Consider the following 18,994-nt stretch of genomic DNA (forward strand, 5'->3'; position numbering starts at 1 on the left):
CCGGTAGTTATCCTGTAACCCATTGATTATCAAAGAACGTCACGATTCGGAGAGACGAAAAATGAAATTCAATTTGCTGCAGAGCCAGACGCTGAATGGCAACGTTACGAGAATGAGCGATGAACGCAGTGGTCTTTCAGGCTCTTATCAAAGTAGCTTTTCTACTATTTACCGGTTAGTCGACCTGACCGCTATCACATTGTGTTTCTATGTCGCGATGTTCTACTACGCCGTGCCTGTGACTACTGGTGCTTTGATCCTCTTATTCATTAATGTTGTGGCATTTCAGGTATCCGCTGAAGCGCTTGATCTGTACCGCTCCTGGCGTTCCAGCAATACCAGCGCAATGATGAAAATGGCAGCCGTTGCCGGTATTATCAGCTTTGTTGCAACACTGGTTTTCGCGTTTGCATTTGCCCACACACTGTCCACCACTGTTGCGGTAACCGGAATGTGGTTCGGCGGCTCGCTAATCACTCTGACAAGCTGGCGTTTTGTGATGCGTCAGTTCCTGTTTAAGGTACGCCGCAGCGGGCTTAACAGCCGCTCAGCAATTATCATTGGTGCCACCGAAGCAGGCTATAATATGGCTGTACAGATGATGGAAAACGATCAGCTCGGTATTCGTTTCGAAGGGGTTTATGATGACCGTCCTCAGGACCGTGTTACCGGTGAATTTCGTAACCAGATCAAGGGCAGCATTGATGAAGCCATTGAGCTGGCGAAGACCCACAAGGTAGATTATATCTATATTGCTTTGCCTACGGCTGCAGAAGATCGCATTAAAGCGATTCTGGAAAAGTGCAGTGATACCACCGCTAACGTGTATCTGATCCCTAACTTCTTTATGTACACACTGCTTAACTCTCGCTGGCAAAGTGTAGGAAATGTTCAGGCTCTGAGTATTTATGACACGCCTTTCCAGGGTGCTAACAACATTCTTAAACGTATTGAAGATGTGGTTGTAAGTATGGGTATTCTTACTGTACTGGCAATTCCCATGCTGTGCATCGCTGCCGCTGTGAAGCTGTCTTCACCGGGTCCTGCTATCTTCCGTCAGAAGCGTTATGGCCTCGATGGTAAAGAAATTACTGTGTATAAGTTCCGCTCCATGTCGACACAGGATAATGGTTCTGTGGTAAAACAAGCGACTAAAAATGATCCCCGGGTCACTAAATTAGGAGCGTTTTTACGCCGTACTTCACTGGATGAATTACCTCAGTTTATCAATGTGTTACAAGGACGGATGTCAATCGTTGGACCACGTCCTCATGCGGTCGCGCACAACGAAGAATACCGCAAACTGATCACGGGTTATATGTTGCGACACAAAGTGCGTCCGGGAATTACCGGCTGGGCTCAGGTCAATGGTCTGCGCGGCGAAACGGACACACTGGATAAAATGGCGAAGCGTGTGGAATATGATCTGGATTATATGCACCGCTGGTCTATCCCGTTTGACTTGAAGATCATTCTGCAAACAGTCACCGGGGGCTTTAGTGATAAAAATGCTTATTAACGCCCGTAAATAAGCACCAGACTGATTAAATAAAAACGCCGCAGCCTGAAAGTTGCGGCGTTTTTTTTTGAGGCGTGTGTAATCTTTGCGTTGCCAGTTGTACGAGTGCTCAACACACTTTTTTAACAACTATTTCATGCCATAACTGTCTTGCAGTTAAAAATCGTAAACATTGGCACTGTTTAGCAGTCCGTCAGTATTCAATTTTTCTTTTACGCAATCTTCAATTTTTGATTTCTTAAACACATACACTTTATCATTCTGTCCTGACTGACCGCCCTGAACAAAACCTTTCAGCACAAAAGTCACATGCTCATCATCGGGTAACGCCCGCATTCCGCCGCCAAAGCGACAAAGCGCTTCCCCTATCCCTGCTTCAAAATTACTCAGAAAGGCTTTTGCTGCTTTCAACTGTGCCTGCTTTCGGGCGTCTGCACTTTCCTGTCTTTGCTGCTCGATACTTTCTCTGCGGGCACGCAGAGAGCCTTCTTTGCTGCTCAGCGCCGCCAGTTCTTTTTCAAGGGTGTCCACTTCATCTTTGATAGCTTTTGCCCGCGCTTTATCAGCCTGTCCGGCTTCAAATTCAAGATCTCTTTTGCGACGCTCAATATCTCTGCGTTCCCAGGCAATTTCCCGTTCTTCACTTCGTAAGTCATACATCTGTTCTGTAGATTCAGCGAAGGCTTCACCAAACCGGGAGGCAGTCTCGTCAGCAAAGGCTTCCCATTCGCGACTTAATTCAATATCGATTTCACCGTTACTGACGATCGCCGGTACATCAGGAACCGGGGGGATGGGAGGAATGCGATCAACAATATCTGTTATACGCGACATCCAGTTACCGTTTCCGGTTGAGGAAACCGTAAATACAACACCTTGCCCTGCCAGATACATAGCATCCAGTGAACGGTAACGTATTCCCTCTGAACGCTGTTGCTGCTTCAGAGAGGTATCGACAATACCTTTCACAATTTCAATTTCTTTAGCCAGCCCGGAATAATTCTCAGCGACTGCAGATCCCGTATGACATACCGCCACTGTCAATACAGCCAGTGTTGAACGGTTAATGATTTTAGCCAGTTTCGTTTTGTTCAGTTTACGCATACCCAAGTCCTCGTATTATTCGGTTACCGGTAAATCCGCGCTGTAGCTATTTTCCATCGCGTTGATTTCCTGTTTAAGATGATTTAACTGGCGGGCCATAAAGCGTTGGTCGTCGTCCCGCTGTTGATTAATAAACTTTACGAATTCAGCAAAATCTTCACGGCGCTCCTGTCTGCCGGACGCCAGTAAATATTGAGTCAGTTGCGCTGAACTCTCTCTTTGCTGGGCAGCCATGGCATCGGCATATTTGCTGAACATCAATTCATTGAGCTTCTGATATTTCTGTAATTTCTCATCGACGATGGCTGCGACTTCGTTTTCTTTGTGAGCCGGCTGACTGAATCCTATCGTCACGCCACCTTCGGATATCTGCAGTTGAAAGCCACTGACAACCATCACCAGGGCAACCAATGACATCGCTACTGACATAGCTGGCAAGCCCTGCCATTGCCACCATCTCTGCTTTTCAGGAGCGGTAAAAGTACTGTCACGGTTCCACTCCGGTACATTCATATTTTCGCCGGTGAGCGTTGCCAGCTCAGTTAAATGCCGTGCAGCGGCAACCCGTTCTGCAAAATCAGTATTTTGCGCGCAGAGTGCCTCAAACTGTTCCTGCTCAGTGTTAGTCAGCGTACCTTCCAGCCACCCTGCCAGCAGTTTTTCCTGTTCATGCTTTTGCATGCTCATCCTCCATCAACACTTTCAGTCTCGTCAGCGCGCTGTATAAGCGCGACTTCACTGTATTTGGTGATAAACCTGTTTGCTGAGCAATCTCATCAAATGTGAATTGCCCGAAAAATTTAAGCTCGACTACTGCCTTCTGAGCCAGAGGCAGGGTTTGCATTGCTTTTAGCAGTGCCTGTCCCGACAGGGTTTCCAGCATGACGGTTTCCGGACAAGGCTGACCACTGTCTGGTTCCGGTATATCCTCAAGCCCCTGCTCAGGCTTTCTTTTGCGATAGAATTCGATACACCGGTAGTGCGCTACCTTAAATAACCAGCCTTTGAAACTGCCCTCCCCGCGGTAGTTTCCGAGGCTTTTAAACACGGACACAAAAATATCCTGCATCAGGTCAGCGGCGTCATCTCTGCTGCCTGTCATACGAACCCCGTAACTGAACACAGCTTTTTCATAGCGTTTAATCAGTGTTATCCACGCCCGCTTCTGCCCTTTCAGCGCGCTGGCCACAAGCTGGTCGTCGTGTTTTTCAAACACGTGTATTCCTTATTACTGTTTAATTGGTTTTCCGGCAGACGGTTATGTCTGCTATGCCGCTTTTTCTCTGAAGCTTACAAGTAAAGTCGGAGTGACACAGAAAATAGTTTGAAGTGTTTTTGAATTTTTTCGAAAAAGGTAGTGGAGAGGATTTTTGACTTATCCGGGAAGGAATTACCGGAGGAGCTGACGGCCTGCAATCATCGTGGTTGCGGGCCGTCCATAAAGTAGAACTATTTTAGTACCGGAACCGGTAATAAAGGTGACAGTACTTCACCAATTCTTCTGAACAAACGCATCCGTGTGGTACCGGAACGCCATACCAGGCCAATCTCCCGGTATGCATTGTCTTCCGCGGGTAATGCCTTCAGTTCGGTATTTTTAATGATATTCTGATTCAGTGCCAGCTCAGGCATGAAGGTATAGCCCAGTTTACTGTTAGCCAGTTGCACCAATGTGTATAAACTGCTGGCGGCCAGACTGCTTACCTGCTCACGATGTTGCAGATTACAGGCGCTTACGGCATGACCGGTCATACAGTGCTCCTGTTGTAACAGGAAAATACTGTTGTTAGGCAGAGTCGTGATATCAAAGGGTTCCGGCAATGTGCTGGCAAGGCTTTCGTGAGCCACCAGATGAAACGGATCATGGCCCAGCACCATCTGCTTGCATCCCGGTGTTTCCATAGGCAACGCAAGGATAAGCAAATCCAGCTGGCCATCAGTGAGTTGCTGAAGCAAGTTGTGGGTTGTGTCTTCCTGAAGCTCCAGACTGATGTCCGGCAGAAATGTTTTGAATGCGCCAATCATGCCTTCAAACATGAAAGGGGCAATGGTGGGGATCACACCCAGCTTCAGCTTACCTTTTTCCCAGTTACCGGCATTCTGCGCAAATTCCACCAGTTCACCGGCTTCCTGCAGCAACACTTTACTGCGCTCAACAATCTCCAGTCCCAGCGAAGTAAAGACAAACGTCTTGTGCTCCCGCTCCAGTAACTGACTGCCAAAGTGCTCTTCCAGATTCTGGATGGCTGTACTCAGTGTCGACTGGCTGACATTACATCGCTGGGCAGCACGGTGAAAATGCTGTTCCTGATGCAAGGTCACCAGATAATGCAGATGTTTCAGGTTAGGCCATTTCATAGTCATAAATCAGATTAGAAAACGATAATTTAATCTAACATAAAGATTAAAAGCACTACAACAATTATCCATGTTTTCTCTGGTTTGAAGCATCTGGTGTGCAGATTGGTGAAATGTATAAAATCCGTCACCAAATATTCATCAACAGGGGCTGATGCGGGATTATTTAAAAACTATAATTAAAAAGATAATGTATAAATGTGATCACAGCAGTTTTGTGCTTCCGGTAATACGTGTCATTTTTTGCCGGAAAAGGAGGGGAATAAATGAAAGGGCAATTTAGTAATATACTGTGCGTGTTGCACGACACACACGGCCAGGACGTGCTGGTAGAACGGGCGATGCAAATTGCAAGCAAGCATAACGCATCACTGACTATCATGCTGGCACTTGAGGCACTTCCCCCTAATGCCCGTATGATTATGCAGTCCTTTGAATACCTGGAGTCAGATTCATCGCTGACTCAGTCTGCACAAAGCTGGCTGGATGAGCAGATTGCGGTGTGGAGTAAACAATACCCGGCCAAAGGCATTGTCAGCACCGGTCACCGGTTTATCAATATTATCCGGCAGGTCGTGTCGGCGGGCCATGATCTGGTTATTAAGCTGAATGAAAACGACGTTGTCAGTAAAATTACCGGCAGTGATGACAGGCACCTGCTGCGCAAGTGCCCCTGCCCTGTCTGGATCATGCACAAAGTACGCACCACATCGCTGCAAAACGTAGTGGCAGCCGTCGATGTAAATTATCATTACCCTCAACACGAAGTGGCTATCCGCAAACAACTGGCTCTGGATATCCTCAATACGGCCTGGCGTGTGGCTGAAGCGGAAAATGCCTCCCTGCATGTTGTGCATGTGTATGACGCGGTGCCTGAAAATATCCTGCGGCAGGGCTTTATCAGCGTTGATGAAGACGCGGTGCAGCACGATTTAAGCAAAATCAAACTGGAGCGTGAAGAAGAGGTCAACCGGTTACTGGGACTGATTGCTCTGGATCACAACGACAAAGCACCAACCATAGCGGAACCTGCCGTTCATCTTGTGCGGGGCTATCCCCGCCGTGACATTGCCGCTACAGCAAATGCATGTAACGCCGACCTAATTGTAATGGGAACATTGTCCCGCCTTGGCGTGCCCGGCTACATCATGGGCGGTACCGCAGAAGAAACCATTGAGCAGATTGATTGCGCGGTGGTGGGCTTAAAGCCTGACGGCTTTGTAACACCGGTGGATGTTGACGGCTAAACCACAACAAGCGGAAGATTTTTGGCCGGATTTGAGCGCCGGCCTGAAACGAAAAAAGCGAAACAGTGACTGTTTCGCTTTTTTTGTTTGTCCGGTTTCAACGGGCTGGCAATCAGCTTTATTGCTTACTCAACGCCAAACCAGGCTTTAAGGCCAAAGAAGCAGATAATCGCCAGAATGGCACCTGCAGGCAGCGTAATAACCCAGGAGACGACGATATTGCGTACGATACCCAGATTAAGCGCTGAAACACCCCGTGCCATACCCACACCTAACACCGCGCCCACCAGGGTTTGCGTAGTGGAGATAGGCAAACCTGTGCCCGAAGCAATAACAACCGTACAGGCAGCAGCAAGCTCTGCAGCAAAGCCACGGCTCGGTGTCAGATGGGTGATCCCCTGACCGATCGTTTTAATAACACGATGACCGAATAACGCCAGGCCAGCCACAATACCTAAACCGCCCAGTGGCAGGATCCATGGCGCAAGCTCTGAGTTTGCGTTAATTTCACCGCCAGAGGTAACCACACTGACGACTGCCGCCAGCGGACCAATGGCATTGGCTACATCATTTGAGCCGTGAGCGAAAGCCATACAACAGGCCGTTACTACCATTAGCATTGCGAATATCTTTTCGATATTGGCACTTTGAATATCAGCACTCTGATTTTCAGAAAATGTCATGCGGGAAATCGCATACCGGCCCAGGCCTGCCAGCATAATGGCAATAACAATGGCCAGCACATATCCCATTTCCGGAGACAGTGTCAGACCAACATGTTTAAGACCTTTCTTGATGGTAACCAGCGACATGACGAAGCCTGCCAGCCCCATGTAAAACGGTACAAAGCGTTTGGCGTTTTTAAACGGCGTGGCCGTATCAAAAATAAGCTTATGTGCACTGATGAAAATAAGATAAGCAATGATGCCGGAAATAGCAGGTGTCACCACCCAGCTACCTACAATGCCGCCCACTTCGCCCCATTCAACGGCATCCATACTTACGCCGGTGGCAGTGAACCCGATGATGGCACCAATGATAGAGTGCGTAGTTGATACAGGCCAGCCTAACCAGGACGCCAGTCCCAGCCAGATACCTGCGGCAAATAACGATGCAATCATCCCCAGAACCAGATAATCCGGCCTGTCGGTGAAGAACATGGGATCGATGATCCCTTTACGAATAGTGCTGGTGACTTCCCCTCCCGCCAGATAAGCTCCGGCAAATTCGAAAATCATCGCAATGATAATTGCTTGCTTGATGGTTAAGGCTTTAGATCCTACCGATGTACCCATTGCATTGGCTACATCATTGGCACCGATCCCCCACGCCATTATAAAGCCGACTACCGCGGCCAGGATAATAAGCGTCATGCCATAACTTTGCAGAAGTTCCACAGGTCTCGCTCCTGGATTATTCGCTGACTAAGCTAGAAAACGCCATTTGGCGCAAAGTAAAGGAGGTTTTATCTTCGCAGTCGAAAATGACAACCGGCGCTAACGGTGTGATATCTGGCATAGATTATTTTTTAAACGTTTCCAATTCGGCTGCGGCGCATGATAACGAAATTCAATCCAATGCAATAGTGTAAATTTGCGGAATAAGTTAAATCGCAATAAAACTACGCGCGTCCGCTTATTTATACACCAAATATTTCAATTTTGTGACAGATCGCCACTAACTCAGGTGCTTTAATTTCTGTTGCATGTTCTCTAACGGTGAATGCCGCACATCGGTTCCCCGCGATAAGTAAACAACATACTCACAAATATTTTTACACCGGTCACCAATCCGTTCCAGAGAACGTAATGCCCACAGTACTTCCAGCCAGTCCTGCATATCGTCAGTACTTTTCTGCATTTCTCCGGTGGTGTATTTCAGCAACTTCTTATATTCCGCATCAATGCGGTTATCCTGCTCATACACTTCCAGCGCAGAATTTTCATTTTGCCGCGCCAGAGCATCGAAGGTACCCCGCATCATTTGTACAACCCGATCACCAATCAGAATCATGCTGCTTTTAATCGTTTCTGAAGCAGGCAGCTTATTTTTCGTTACCAGACGGGCTATTCGTTCTATCTCATCACCCATGCGCTCAATATCGGTAATGGCTTTCGACACCATCATCACCAGCCGTAAATCTGAAGCGGTGGGATGTCTTCTGGCTATGATGCGTAAGCACTCTTCATCAATCTGCATTTCCATGGCATTGATCTTGAGATCATTTAATATGACTTTTTCAGCCAGACCGGCATTATTCTGCTTAATCGCCCGCAGGGTATCCACCAGTTGCAGCTCGACTTCACCTCCCATGGTAAGCACGGAATTTCTGAGGTTCTCCAGCTCAGTATTAAACTTGCCGGAGATATGGGTATTTAACGCAATCTGACGTGGCATGAATATCTCCCGTTAACCATAACGGCCTGTAATGTAATCTTCTGTCTGTTTATGTTCGGGCATGGTAAAGAGCGAATCGCTGTCAGCATATTCAATCAGTTTCCCCTGATGCAAAAATGCTGTGTAATCAGACACCCGCGCAGCCTGTTGCATATTATGGGTGACAATCACAATAGTGCATCGTTTCTTCAGGCCGGCCATCAGCTCTTCAATAAACAGTGTGGTCAGCGGATCCAGTGCCGATGTAGGCTCATCCAGCAACAGGATCTCCGGCTTCAATGCCAGCGCCCTCGCAATGACAAGCCGCTGCTGCTGACCACCGGACAAAATATGTGCTGATTCAAACAGCCGGTCTTTAACTTCTTCCCATAGCGCAGCTTCTTTCAGCGACTGTTCAACAGCATCATCAAGAAAACGTCTAACCCGTATTCCCTGCAAACGCAAACCATAGCAGACATTGTCATAAATACTCATAGGGAACGGATTAGGTCGCTGAAACACCATGCCGACTTTGGTACGGAGCTGAGACACGTTTTCCTTGCGGCCATTAATATCCCGGCCGCCGATGTAAATGCTGCCGTCGTAACGACAGTCAGCAACCAGGTCATTCATCCGGTTGAAAGCGCTGATAAGGGTAGATTTACCGCAACCGCTTTGTCCGATAAATGCCGTTATACGGTTCTTCGGAATGCTCATGCTGATGTCCTGCAGCACATGCTTCTGACCAAAGCGCAGATTAAGATGCTCCACCTTAATGGCCGCATCGTCATCATTCAGGTGATGGACATCCAGCGTTTCATGTTCAAATAACTTCAGCATAATCAGCTCGCTAAGTACCGTTTTCTTAACCGTGCTCTGAGTAACACCGCCAGAATATTAAGGATGAGCACCACCAGCAATAACAGCAAACAGGTGGCGAACATCATGGAAGCCCCTTCTGCGTCAGTCTGGCTGTGGAAAGCACCGTCGTATATAAGCACACCCAGATGCATAAATTGCCTTTCCAGATGGAGATAGGGAAACTCGCCGTCAAAAGGTAAGTTCGGCGCAAACTTCACAGCCCCCACCAGCATCAGTGGTGCAACTTCGCCGGCAGCCCGCGCAATCGCAAGGATGACACCGGTCATGATGCCGGGCGAAGCCATGGGCAATACAGTATGCATAATGGTTTCCGCCTTCGTCGCTCCCAGGGCGTAGCTTCCCGCCCGTAATCCCCGCGGTACCCTCCGCAACCCCTCTTCGGTGGCAACAATCACCACTGGGAGAGTAAGAATTGCCATGGTCAGCGCAGCCCAGAACAGTCCGGGCGTCCCCATAGTTGGCGAGGGTAATGTGTCTGAGAAGAACAACGAATCGATGTTACCGCCCACAATATAAACAAAGAAGCCCAGGCCGAATACGCCATAAACAATGGAAGGCACACCCGCCATGTTCGACACACTGATGCGGATGGTTGCTGTGAGGATATTATCCGGTGCATATTCATTGAGGTACACCGCGGCCAGCACACCAAACGGCGTTACAATAATGGTCATGATAAATACCATCAACACTGTGCCGAACAGCGCAGGGAACACGCCACCGGCGGTATTGGCCTGCTTGGGTGCCTGGATCAGGAACTGTCCGATATGACTCAGCGTTACCCCGATTTTACCGGCAATGCCAAGCTGACCCGGAAAAATCATTTCCTGTATGCTCGCCACCGGAATCGTAATAACTGAACCGTCAGCCATGGCAATGTGCAGTGTGTAACTGTCCCGCTCGGTTTCCAGTGCAATAATTTTGCTTTGCCACTGCCGGAAGGCATCATTCAGCTTTTCCCGCGCCGGCGCATCTGCAGCCACTCCCCGCGTATCCAGTTCAGCCAGTTTCTGGTGGATCCCTGACAACCAGCGGGTACGTAAATCATCAATGCTTTCTTCCAGACGGCTGACTTTTTCAGTGACCGTGCCGTAGGCTGACTCATCGAAAACATGCTGCCCGCCGGCAGTGATCTCTACCGGCACACCCAGTACGGACAGCCCGTCATTGAGGGTGATGTCGGCACTGTTTACCGATTCCACCAGCGTAAGCGTGCGATCTTCGTCTACAAGCGCCTGTGTACCGTGGGGATTTTGCTCCGACGAATACACCACCCAGCGCACGGTGTTATTGTTTTCCCTGTACTCACTGAAAACCTGGGCGTAAACAGACCTGGCCTCTTCGGTCTGCTCATCGATAAACGTGAGTGAATATACCGGTGCAGGCCAGAAATAAGCGACTCCCCGGTAAATGATCAGGGCGAGAATACTGACAAGCGCCAGCAATAACAGCGTGGTTAAAAATGCGGTGAAGCTGATAACAAACGACTGACGCTGTGCCGGCGTCATAATGACTTCAATTTTGGATTTAATCATGACGGGCATTGACCCGGAGTTTTTGCCGCAACAGTTCAGCCAGCGTATTCACAATGAAAGTGAAGCCGAACAGGATACAGGCAGTTAAAAATAAGATCTGATAGTGCGCGCCCTGCACGTCGGTTTCCGGCAGTTCGATGGCCAGGTTCGCGGTAAGTGCCCGCAGTCCCTCCAGCAGACTCCAGTCGGAAACCGGCGTATTCCCTGTGACCATCAGTACGATCATGGTTTCACCAAAGGCGCGGCCAAAACCGAGCATAATCGCTGCCAGAATACCGGGCATGGCCATTTGCAAGACCACGTATTGCAATGTCTGTAACCTTGTTGCCCCGAGGGCAAAAGACGCGTGCTTGAGGTAATCAGGTACCCCGCTGATTGCATCTTCAGCCAGTGAATAAATTGTCGGGGAAATAGCCACGCCGAGGGCCAGCGCAACCACGATAGTGGTTTTTCCCACCGGTGTTTCAGACGATGCCGACAAGGCTTCAAAACCGTCTACGCCCGCCAGACCGAATATCCATTCCGGCGCCCATTGCATGCTGACATAGCCCAGACAGAATACCATCAAAGGCAAAACAACCAGTTCTGTGCCCTGACGCAATACATGAGGTAATTTTCGCGCTACGCGGTTTTGTACAAAAGCCGCTGCAAATAAAATCAACGGCACAACCACAAGGAAAAACGCAAAGGAAAAAAGCACCCGCTCAGCCATAGGAGCCAGCCAGATAGCGGCCACAAAGCCAATAAGCACAGAGGGCACTGCTTCCAGTAATTCCAGAGCTGGTTTCAGCCAGTGCCTGAGCGCTGCTCTGGAGAAATATGCAGAATACACCGCAGCCCCTACGGCTACAGGTATCGCAATGATAAGAGCCAGCACTGAAGCTTTCAGACTGCCGATTAATAGTGGCACAAGGCTGTATTTTGTTTCCTGATAATCTGAGCCACTGGTGGTTTGCCAGATGGTTCCGTCTTCTTGGTATCCTTCATATTGCTGGGGACTGAACAACGAGGACCAGGTGGTGATACCGGTGAGCCAGTTTACTTTCTCAACCGACACACCAGAGTCTGACCACAGGTAAAGCCGCTTTCCGTACCAGCTGATATGACTTTGTGGCATTGCATTCCTGAAATGGCTTACCACTTCACCGGTGACTCTGTTCATCAGCAACACCTGTTGTTGCTTTGTGAGCAGCGCCAGACCGTTGGTGGTTGCATGGGCAGCCACATCAGCGGGGAGCTGCTTTTCTGGTAGTGTGGTGGTCCAGGTTGGATAGTAACGCATCTTACCGTCAGTATTTTGCAGCACCCAGCGGGTTAACTTCCCTTCCGGCGACGCCATCAGCACCGTACGATCTTTTGGCAGGCTGTGCCACCAGGAAACCGGCTCTCTGGTGAGCTTTTCTTCAGGAGCGCCTTTCAGGGGATATTGTCCGAGCACGCCATTCTCATAAACCAGCGTGATGCCACTGCCGGGCAAAGGCAGTACACTGGCATCAGAGGAATAATGATGATCCGTTATTTTCACCGGGTTTCTGCGGTTTACCCAGCGGACGAAAATTTGAGACGGCGTGTGAACAACAGCGACAATCCACTGCTCCCCTAATTCAATTTGCCAGCGGATACGCCCGTCCCAGATATCCTGCGGTAATGCAAAGCTGATTAATCCGGCGCCGATTGTTCGCGGCTCACCGGCATTAAATTGTGGTTCAGCGGTACTCAGAGCCAGCGACTGTACTTCAACAATCCTTACCTGACCGGAAGAGGAGACATCAGCAATGAAATGCTGTCCGGTTTCACTTACCACGCGGGTTTCATGATCGCAGGGACGAATATAGTCATGAAAAGGCTCAAAGCCTGTTTTTTTGCCGTTCAGCGCCAGCATTTTCACCCGGCATTCATCTGACCGTGTCATTAACGGCTGACCTTCCATCAGATCGCCGCTGGCCAGAACCACCTGTCCCTGCTTTATCTGTTCCGGGCTGAGTGACGCACTGGTCACATTAACCACATCAGGGCGCATAGCCAGTGGCATTGCCTGTGAAATAAGGTGAGTAATGAGCAATACCAACGTGAACAGCACCATGCCACCAAACAGTGTCACGATGAATGTCAGGCGCTTGTCTTTACGCTGCCTTTTCTTAATTTGTTTGTCCGCAGGTGACTTCATTATTGTAAAAGCAACTTTTGCCTGATTTTTCAGAAGATCAGATAGGGTTGATTGCCAATGATGTGTTATTTTAATACTTCTAATCAAGTGAAAGTTACGCAGTCTCTCTGCGCCAACCCACTCGTCAGCACCGTTGCCGGGTGCCGTCATTCAAAATAACAGGAGTGCCAATGCAACCTCTGATCATTACTATCATGGGCAAGGACAAACCCGGTCTGGTTGATGCCCTTGCCAAGTGTGTTTATCGTCACGATGCCAACTGGTTGGGCAGCAGCTTTGCTCATATGGCTGGACTGTTTACCGGTTTCGTTGAGGTACATGTTCCCAAAGAAAAACACGATGATTTGGTATCGGCCTTAGACAGCCTGCCCGATTTAACTGTGCAGTCTGTCACTGTTGCTGAGAATTCTCAGACCTTCAGCGACACCCTTAAAGTAGAAATCATGGGTAACGATAAGCCCGGCATCGTACAGGAACTGACAAATATTCTAAACCAGTTCAACCTGAATATTGTCTCTTTTGATTCCCGTTGCGAGAGTGCCCCCAACTGGGGAAGTCTGATGTTTAAAGCTAAAGCGGTTATCGCCGTGCCGGAGTCATTCGACGACTGTGCACTGCAAACAGCGCTGGAAGGTATCGCAAACGACCTGGTTGTCGACATCAACACCAGCGTATAACGCTACGAAAATTACTTCCGGTTCCGTGCCGGAAACCCCGCCTGTCACACGGTTGTCACGGATAAGTGGCAGGCTTTGCAACTTTTGAATTGTAAAACCGTAAGTATGGAACACAACGAACTGTATTACCCCAAAGAACTTAGCTGGCTGGCCTTTAATGAACGGGTGCTGCAGGAGGCTGCCGACAAAAATAATCCGGCAGTGGAGCGCATTCGCTTTTTGGGCATTTATTCGAACAACCTGGACGAATTCTACCGTGTCCGCGCCGCCGACGTAAAACGTCAAATCACGATTGCAGAAGACAATGGCAGTGATGATGAAGCCAATAAACTGATGGCTTTAATGGCGGAAATTCAGAAGAAAGTGGTACATCTTTCCAACAAGTTCGATGAAATTCACAAAGATGTGCTGAAGGCTCTGGCCCGTTACAACATTTTCATTCTGCGAAAAGATGAACTGAACGATTACCAGCGGGTGTGGTTGCGCAACCTCTTCGTCAATAAAATTCTGCGCCACATTGCGCCTATCCTGATTGACAAAAAAACCGATCTGCTGAGCCGCCTTAACGGCACATCCGTTTACTTGTATGTGGCATTACGTCGCACAGGCAAAAATACCCGATACGCCGTTGTTCAGGTGCCCACGTCAGAAACCTCACGTTTCATCCTGATCCCGCCGGAAAAAAGCCGTAAGAAAAAGCACATTATTTTGCTGGATGACGTCATCCAGCTTTGTCTTGAAGAAATATTCCGTGGCTTCGTGAAATACGATTCTCTTGAAGCTTATTCCTTTAAAATGACCCGCGACTCTGAATACTCCATCAATGACGAAATTGATGAGAGCTATATGGACAAGATGTCCGAGAGTATGAAGCAACGCCTGATCGCCGAACCTGTACGTGTTATCTACGACTACTCCATGCCGGAAGACATGGTAGTGGATTTACGTAAACGCCTGAAAGTCACTAAGCTGGACACCATGCATGCTGCAGGTCATTACCGGAACTTCAAAGACTTCATCGGCTTTCCGAATGTAGGCCGCGAGTACCTGGAAAATCCAAAGCTGCCGGCCATCGACACGAAGATGTTCTCAACCCACAATACCGTCTTCGATGCCATTACCGCTCACGATATACTGCTGTACTATCCGTATCACCGCTTTCTGCATTTCACCGAGTTTTTACGTCAGGCAGCTTTCGACCCGAGCGTAAAGTCTATTCGTATTAACATTTACCGGGTTGCAAGCAATTCGCGGATCATTAACTCGCTCATTGATGCAGTAGACAACGGCAAGAAAGTAACCGTAGTCGTAGAGCTTCGTGCCCGTTTCGATGAAGAAGCCAACATTGAATGGTCCCGCCGGATGACAAACGCGGGTATCCGCGTTGTGTTAGGCGTTCCCACGTTAAAAATTCACAGTAAGCTGTGTCTGGTAACCCGTGAGGAACGGGGATCGCTGGTCAATTACGCGCACTTCGGTACCGGTAACTTTAACGAGAAAACCGCGAAGATTTATACCGACTTCAGTTTGTTTACCCGTAATCAGGAACTGGCAGAAGAAGCCGCCAGTGTTTTCGATCTCATTCAGTACCCGTACCGCCGCTATAAGTTCCAGCATCTGCAAATTTCGCCGCTGAACAGCCGTAATAAAATTCAGTCGCTAATCCGCCAGGAAATTCAGTATTTAAAGGAAGGCCACAAAGCCCAGATCACCTTCAAAATAAACAACCTGGTCGACAAGGAGCTGATTGACGACCTGTACCGCGCCAGTCAGGCCGGCATGAAGATTCGCGGTATTGTGCGGGGCATGTGTTCTCTGGTCCCGGGTCTTCCGGGCATAAGCGAAAACATCACTATTACCAGCATCGTTGACCGGTTCCTGGAACACCCCAGGGTGATGGTATTTGAAGGTGGCGGTGACAGAAAAGTATTTATCTCATCGGCGGACTGGATGACCCGTAACATGGACAACCGGATTGAAGTAGGTTGTCCGGTATACGATAAACGTCTGCAACAGCAAATTGTCGATGTCCTTGAGCTGCAATTTAAAGACACGTTGAAAGCGCGGGTGATTGACAAGGAACAGACGAATAAGTACGTTCGTAGGGGTAACCGTAAAAAACTACGCTCACAGATAGAAATCTATGACTATCTTAAGCGTCTCGAAGATGAGTAACGCCATTTGAGTCCCTCCGAATCCGTATTTGAAGCTGTTGAAAGCCGTGACACTACTAAGGTTGCGGCGCTTGATATTGGCTCAAACAGCTTCCACCTGGTGGTTGCCCGTATTAATGCGGGCTCCGTTCAGATCCTTCACCGCCTGAAAGAAAAAGTTCGTCTGGTGGCGGGCTTAAGCGAAGACAACGTATTGTCTGATGAAGCGATTGAGCGTGGCCTTAAAATGCTGCAACTGGTGGCTGACAGCCTGCGGGGCTTCGAACCGGATTCGGTGCGTATTGTTGCAACGCATACCCTTCGCCGTGCAGTCAATGCCCGTGCATTTATCAATGCAGCCCGTGAAGTATTGCCCTACCCCATCGAAATTATCTCCGGTGTGGAAGAAGCCCGCTTAATTTATCAGGGCGTAGCCCATACCAACCACAGCGACGGCCGCCGTTTAGTGGCTGACATTGGCGGCGGCTCCACAGAATTCGTTATTGGCGAAGGCTTTGACCCGCTGATTTGCCGCTCTTTACAAATGGGATGCGTCAGTTATACCAATCGCTTCTTTGCTGACGGTGAATTAAAAGCCAAAAACTTCAACCGTGCCATTACTGCGGCGAAGCAAGAACTTGAAATGATTGAGAACCGCTACAAGCAGTTAGGCTGGTCTCAGTGTATCGGTACGTCCGGCACAATTAAAACCCTGTTCAGCCTTGCCCAGCGCGACAAATCCAACGGTCACGATGAGCCGGTGACGCTGAAAAGTTTGCGCAATCTGATGAAGTCTTTCATCGAGGCAGGCCACACCGACAAACTCACTATGCCGGAAATCAGTGATGACCGTCGTGGAGTAATAGCTGGCGGTCTGGCCATTCTTATCGGTATTTTTGAGTCATTAGGTATCGACACCCTGCAATACTCCCCGGCCGCTCTGCGGGAAGGAGTGTTGTATCAGATGGAAGATGAACTTAAACACACCGATATCCGTGAGCGGACAGCAAAGAGCCTCGCCACGCGGTACGATGTGGACACCGATCAGGCGAACATGGTGCTTACCACTACCCTGAGTCTTTTTGACCAGGCGTCCGGTGACTGGAAGTTCAAAAACAAAGATTTCCGCGCCATGCTGGGATGGGCAGCCCTGTTACACGAAGTCGGTTTACAAATAAACTCCCGTGGTGTGCAGCGGCACTCGGCTTATATTTTAGCGAATGTGGATATGCCCGGCTTTACCCAAGAGCAACAGGATTTACTGGCCACGCTGGTTCGTTTTCACCGTAAGAAAATTAAAGTGGCTGAGATCCCTGAGTTTCAACTGTTTGACAGTAATGCCGTGAAACGGGCCATTTGTCTTATTCGTCTGGGCGCATTACTGAACATCAAACGTCAGGAAGCGTTTCTGCCGGAAATGAAAGTGAATGCATCCAAACATGCCCTGACACTTACGTTTCCTACCGGATGGCTGGAAACCAAACCCATCATGTCAGCGGATCTTCAGCAAGAAATCCTTTACTGGAAAACACTGGAACTGGAGTTAGTGATTCAGGAAAACTGAGTAATGCAGAGCTGTTTATAAGCCAGATTCAGCTCTGTGCCCGTTTTACCTGATCGCGGCCTGATGCCTTGGCTCTGTAAAGGGCTTCATCAGCGTAGCGGATACCATCGAAAATAGTCTCATCTTCGCTGATACCGGCAACACCAAATGACGCTGTGAGTGTGATCGTCGCTTTTTCCAGTTGTATTTCGCTGCTGCGGACCTGCTCACAAAGCCGTTCAGCCAGAGTACTGGCCTCCATCAGCTTGCTGTTCGGAAGCAGGATCAAAAACTCTTCGCCACCCATACGAATCATGGTATCGCCATCCCGCAGAGATGTTTCCACAATTTCAGTAAATCGCCTCAGGGCAATATCTCCCATGGGATGACCGACCTTGTCATTCACAGCTTTGAAATAATCAATGTCGCAGGCCACCAGGGACAGGGGCTGGTTATGCCGGCGTGTATGAGACAGCATTTTCGGTGCTTCTTTGTAGAGAAAGTGGCGATTTTTCGTGCCTGTCAAAGCATCGATATACACCTGGGTACTGAGTCGCTGAAATAAGGATTGCATCAGACTGGTGGGAAAGCCCAGCATGAACAGGATAGTCAGAAAAAAGATCGCGACAAACGCCACATTGGTACTGACTGACTCCCCTTCTTCCAGCATGGAGAGATAAACCGGCACCCCGAAAACGACGCCCACAGTAGTAATAGCGACTACGACGAAAATCATTTCATCGCCGCCCTTATTTTGCGGAATATGCCGGTAAATGAGCTTCAGAGCCATTCCCAGCGGTACCAGCACACATGCGGAGACAATGAGTTCCCTGATAAGCACCTGGTCATTGACCAGATAAAAATACAAAGACACGGCTTCACACAAGATAAGGTGACACACTATGCCGGCAGCTTCCAGCGGCCTGAGAGGTAATCCATAGCGCCGCATTACCACCATCAGCAACATATACATCGCCAGTAAAATACACAGGTTCAGGGTGGCCGCGCTGGCCAGAGGATAGCCCAGCGGTTCCAGACAAATAGCCAGAAATGCAAACCAGACTGAAATGAGGAACAGCCGGCCAAAAACCGGCGATTGCGCTTTATAGCGGTGATTAGGCACAGGCAGGGCGAAAGTAAACACAACACCTACCGTTACCAGCAAACCAAGAATGCCAATTAAAAAATAGATGTGTTCTGTATTGCTCACTACAACGGATCCCTTTTATTGGCGAAGTATTCCGGCGCATGCCTTCGCGCCGCTTTGTTGGAGTTTTAGCCAATGTGAAACCATAGTCCAGCCGGCTTCAATCTGTCAATTTCGTAGCATGAAATGCTTAATAAACTACACTCAGACAGGATATAAATTAGAATCTACTAATAAAGTATAAAGCAGAACTTAAAGACAGCAAAGTGTGTGAGGAAAAAGAAAG

General features: G+C 48.9%; 15 protein-coding genes. 5 read left to right on the top strand and 10 right to left on the bottom strand.

Annotated elements, in window-relative coordinates:
* The first annotated feature begins 112 nt into the window (after positions 1-112).
* Positions 113-1,519: an undecaprenyl-phosphate glucose phosphotransferase gene (locus AC4PME_RS11920; RefSeq protein ID WP_232373537.1), complete on the top strand. Its 1,407-nt coding sequence runs from the start codon at positions 113-115 to the stop codon at positions 1,517-1,519.
* A 156-nt stretch (positions 1,520-1,675) separates the two neighbouring features.
* On the opposite strand, the gene AC4PME_RS11925 is transcribed toward AC4PME_RS11920, so the two are convergent.
* From AC4PME_RS11925 to AC4PME_RS11940, 4 genes are all read right to left on the bottom strand, one after another.
* Positions 1,676-2,623, bottom strand: a complete 948-nt coding sequence (locus tag AC4PME_RS11925) for a hypothetical protein (protein ID WP_491045199.1) — start codon at positions 2,621-2,623, stop codon at positions 1,676-1,678.
* A gap of 15 nt (positions 2,624-2,638) precedes the next feature.
* Positions 2,639-3,304 carry a hypothetical protein gene (locus AC4PME_RS11930; RefSeq protein ID WP_491045198.1) on the bottom strand — a complete coding sequence of 222 codons (666 nt, stop codon included), beginning with the start codon at positions 3,302-3,304 and terminating at the stop codon, positions 2,639-2,641.
* On the bottom strand, positions 3,291-3,839 hold the full coding sequence (locus AC4PME_RS11935; RefSeq protein WP_119500243.1) for an RNA polymerase sigma factor: 549 nt from the start codon (positions 3,837-3,839) through the stop codon (positions 3,291-3,293). Before AC4PME_RS11935 ends, AC4PME_RS11930 begins: the two co-directional genes overlap by 14 nt.
* A gap of 233 nt (positions 3,840-4,072) precedes the next feature.
* Positions 4,073-4,981 carry a hydrogen peroxide-inducible genes activator gene (locus tag AC4PME_RS11940; RefSeq protein WP_119500242.1) on the bottom strand — a complete coding sequence of 303 codons (909 nt, stop codon included), beginning with the start codon at positions 4,979-4,981 and terminating at the stop codon, positions 4,073-4,075.
* A 266-nt stretch (positions 4,982-5,247) separates the two neighbouring features.
* On the opposite strand from AC4PME_RS11940, the gene AC4PME_RS11945 reads away from it, so the two are divergent.
* Entirely contained in the window at positions 5,248-6,228 is a 981-nt protein-coding gene (locus tag AC4PME_RS11945) for a universal stress protein (RefSeq protein WP_491045197.1), read from the top strand.
* Between the two features lie 125 nt (positions 6,229-6,353).
* On the opposite strand, the gene AC4PME_RS11950 is transcribed toward AC4PME_RS11945, so the two are convergent.
* From AC4PME_RS11950 to AC4PME_RS11970, 5 genes are all read right to left on the bottom strand, one after another.
* Positions 6,354-7,625, bottom strand: a complete 1,272-nt coding sequence (locus AC4PME_RS11950; protein WP_491045196.1) for an inorganic phosphate transporter — start codon at positions 7,623-7,625, stop codon at positions 6,354-6,356.
* A gap of 280 nt (positions 7,626-7,905) precedes the next feature.
* Entirely contained in the window at positions 7,906-8,625 is a 720-nt protein-coding gene (phoU, locus tag AC4PME_RS11955; RefSeq protein WP_119500239.1) for a phosphate signaling complex protein PhoU, read from the bottom strand.
* 12 nt (positions 8,626-8,637) lie between these two features.
* Positions 8,638-9,444 carry a phosphate ABC transporter ATP-binding protein PstB gene (gene pstB / locus AC4PME_RS11960; protein WP_491045195.1) on the bottom strand — a complete coding sequence of 269 codons (807 nt, stop codon included), beginning with the start codon at positions 9,442-9,444 and terminating at the stop codon, positions 8,638-8,640.
* A gap of 2 nt (positions 9,445-9,446) precedes the next feature.
* Positions 9,447-11,021, bottom strand: a complete 1,575-nt coding sequence (gene pstA / locus AC4PME_RS11965; protein WP_491045194.1) for a phosphate ABC transporter permease PstA — start codon at positions 11,019-11,021, stop codon at positions 9,447-9,449.
* Complete coding sequence (locus tag AC4PME_RS11970) at positions 11,014-13,188, bottom strand: ABC transporter permease subunit (RefSeq protein WP_491045193.1); 2,175 nt, start codon at positions 13,186-13,188, stop codon at positions 11,014-11,016. Before AC4PME_RS11970 ends, pstA begins: the two co-directional genes overlap by 8 nt.
* A gap of 170 nt (positions 13,189-13,358) precedes the next feature.
* On the opposite strand from AC4PME_RS11970, the gene AC4PME_RS11975 reads away from it, so the two are divergent.
* From AC4PME_RS11975 to ppx, 3 genes are all read left to right on the top strand, one after another.
* Positions 13,359-13,865 (top strand): glycine cleavage system transcriptional repressor, encoded by a 507-nt coding sequence (locus AC4PME_RS11975; RefSeq protein WP_491045192.1) that lies wholly within the window; start codon positions 13,359-13,361, stop codon positions 13,863-13,865.
* Positions 13,866-13,970: 105 nt separating this feature from the next.
* Positions 13,971-16,040 carry a polyphosphate kinase 1 gene (ppk1, locus tag AC4PME_RS11980; RefSeq protein WP_491045211.1) on the top strand — a complete coding sequence of 690 codons (2,070 nt, stop codon included), beginning with the start codon at positions 13,971-13,973 and terminating at the stop codon, positions 16,038-16,040.
* Between the two features lie 6 nt (positions 16,041-16,046).
* Positions 16,047-17,582, top strand: a complete 1,536-nt coding sequence (gene ppx, locus AC4PME_RS11985; RefSeq protein ID WP_491045191.1) for an exopolyphosphatase — start codon at positions 16,047-16,049, stop codon at positions 17,580-17,582.
* 28 nt (positions 17,583-17,610) lie between these two features.
* On the opposite strand, the gene AC4PME_RS11990 is transcribed toward ppx, so the two are convergent.
* Positions 17,611-18,771 carry a GGDEF domain-containing protein gene (locus tag AC4PME_RS11990; RefSeq protein WP_491045190.1) on the bottom strand — a complete coding sequence of 387 codons (1,161 nt, stop codon included), beginning with the start codon at positions 18,769-18,771 and terminating at the stop codon, positions 17,611-17,613.
* Positions 18,772-18,994 lie beyond the last annotated feature (223 nt).

The sequence above is a fragment of the Alteromonas sp. genome (assembly GCF_984505615.1).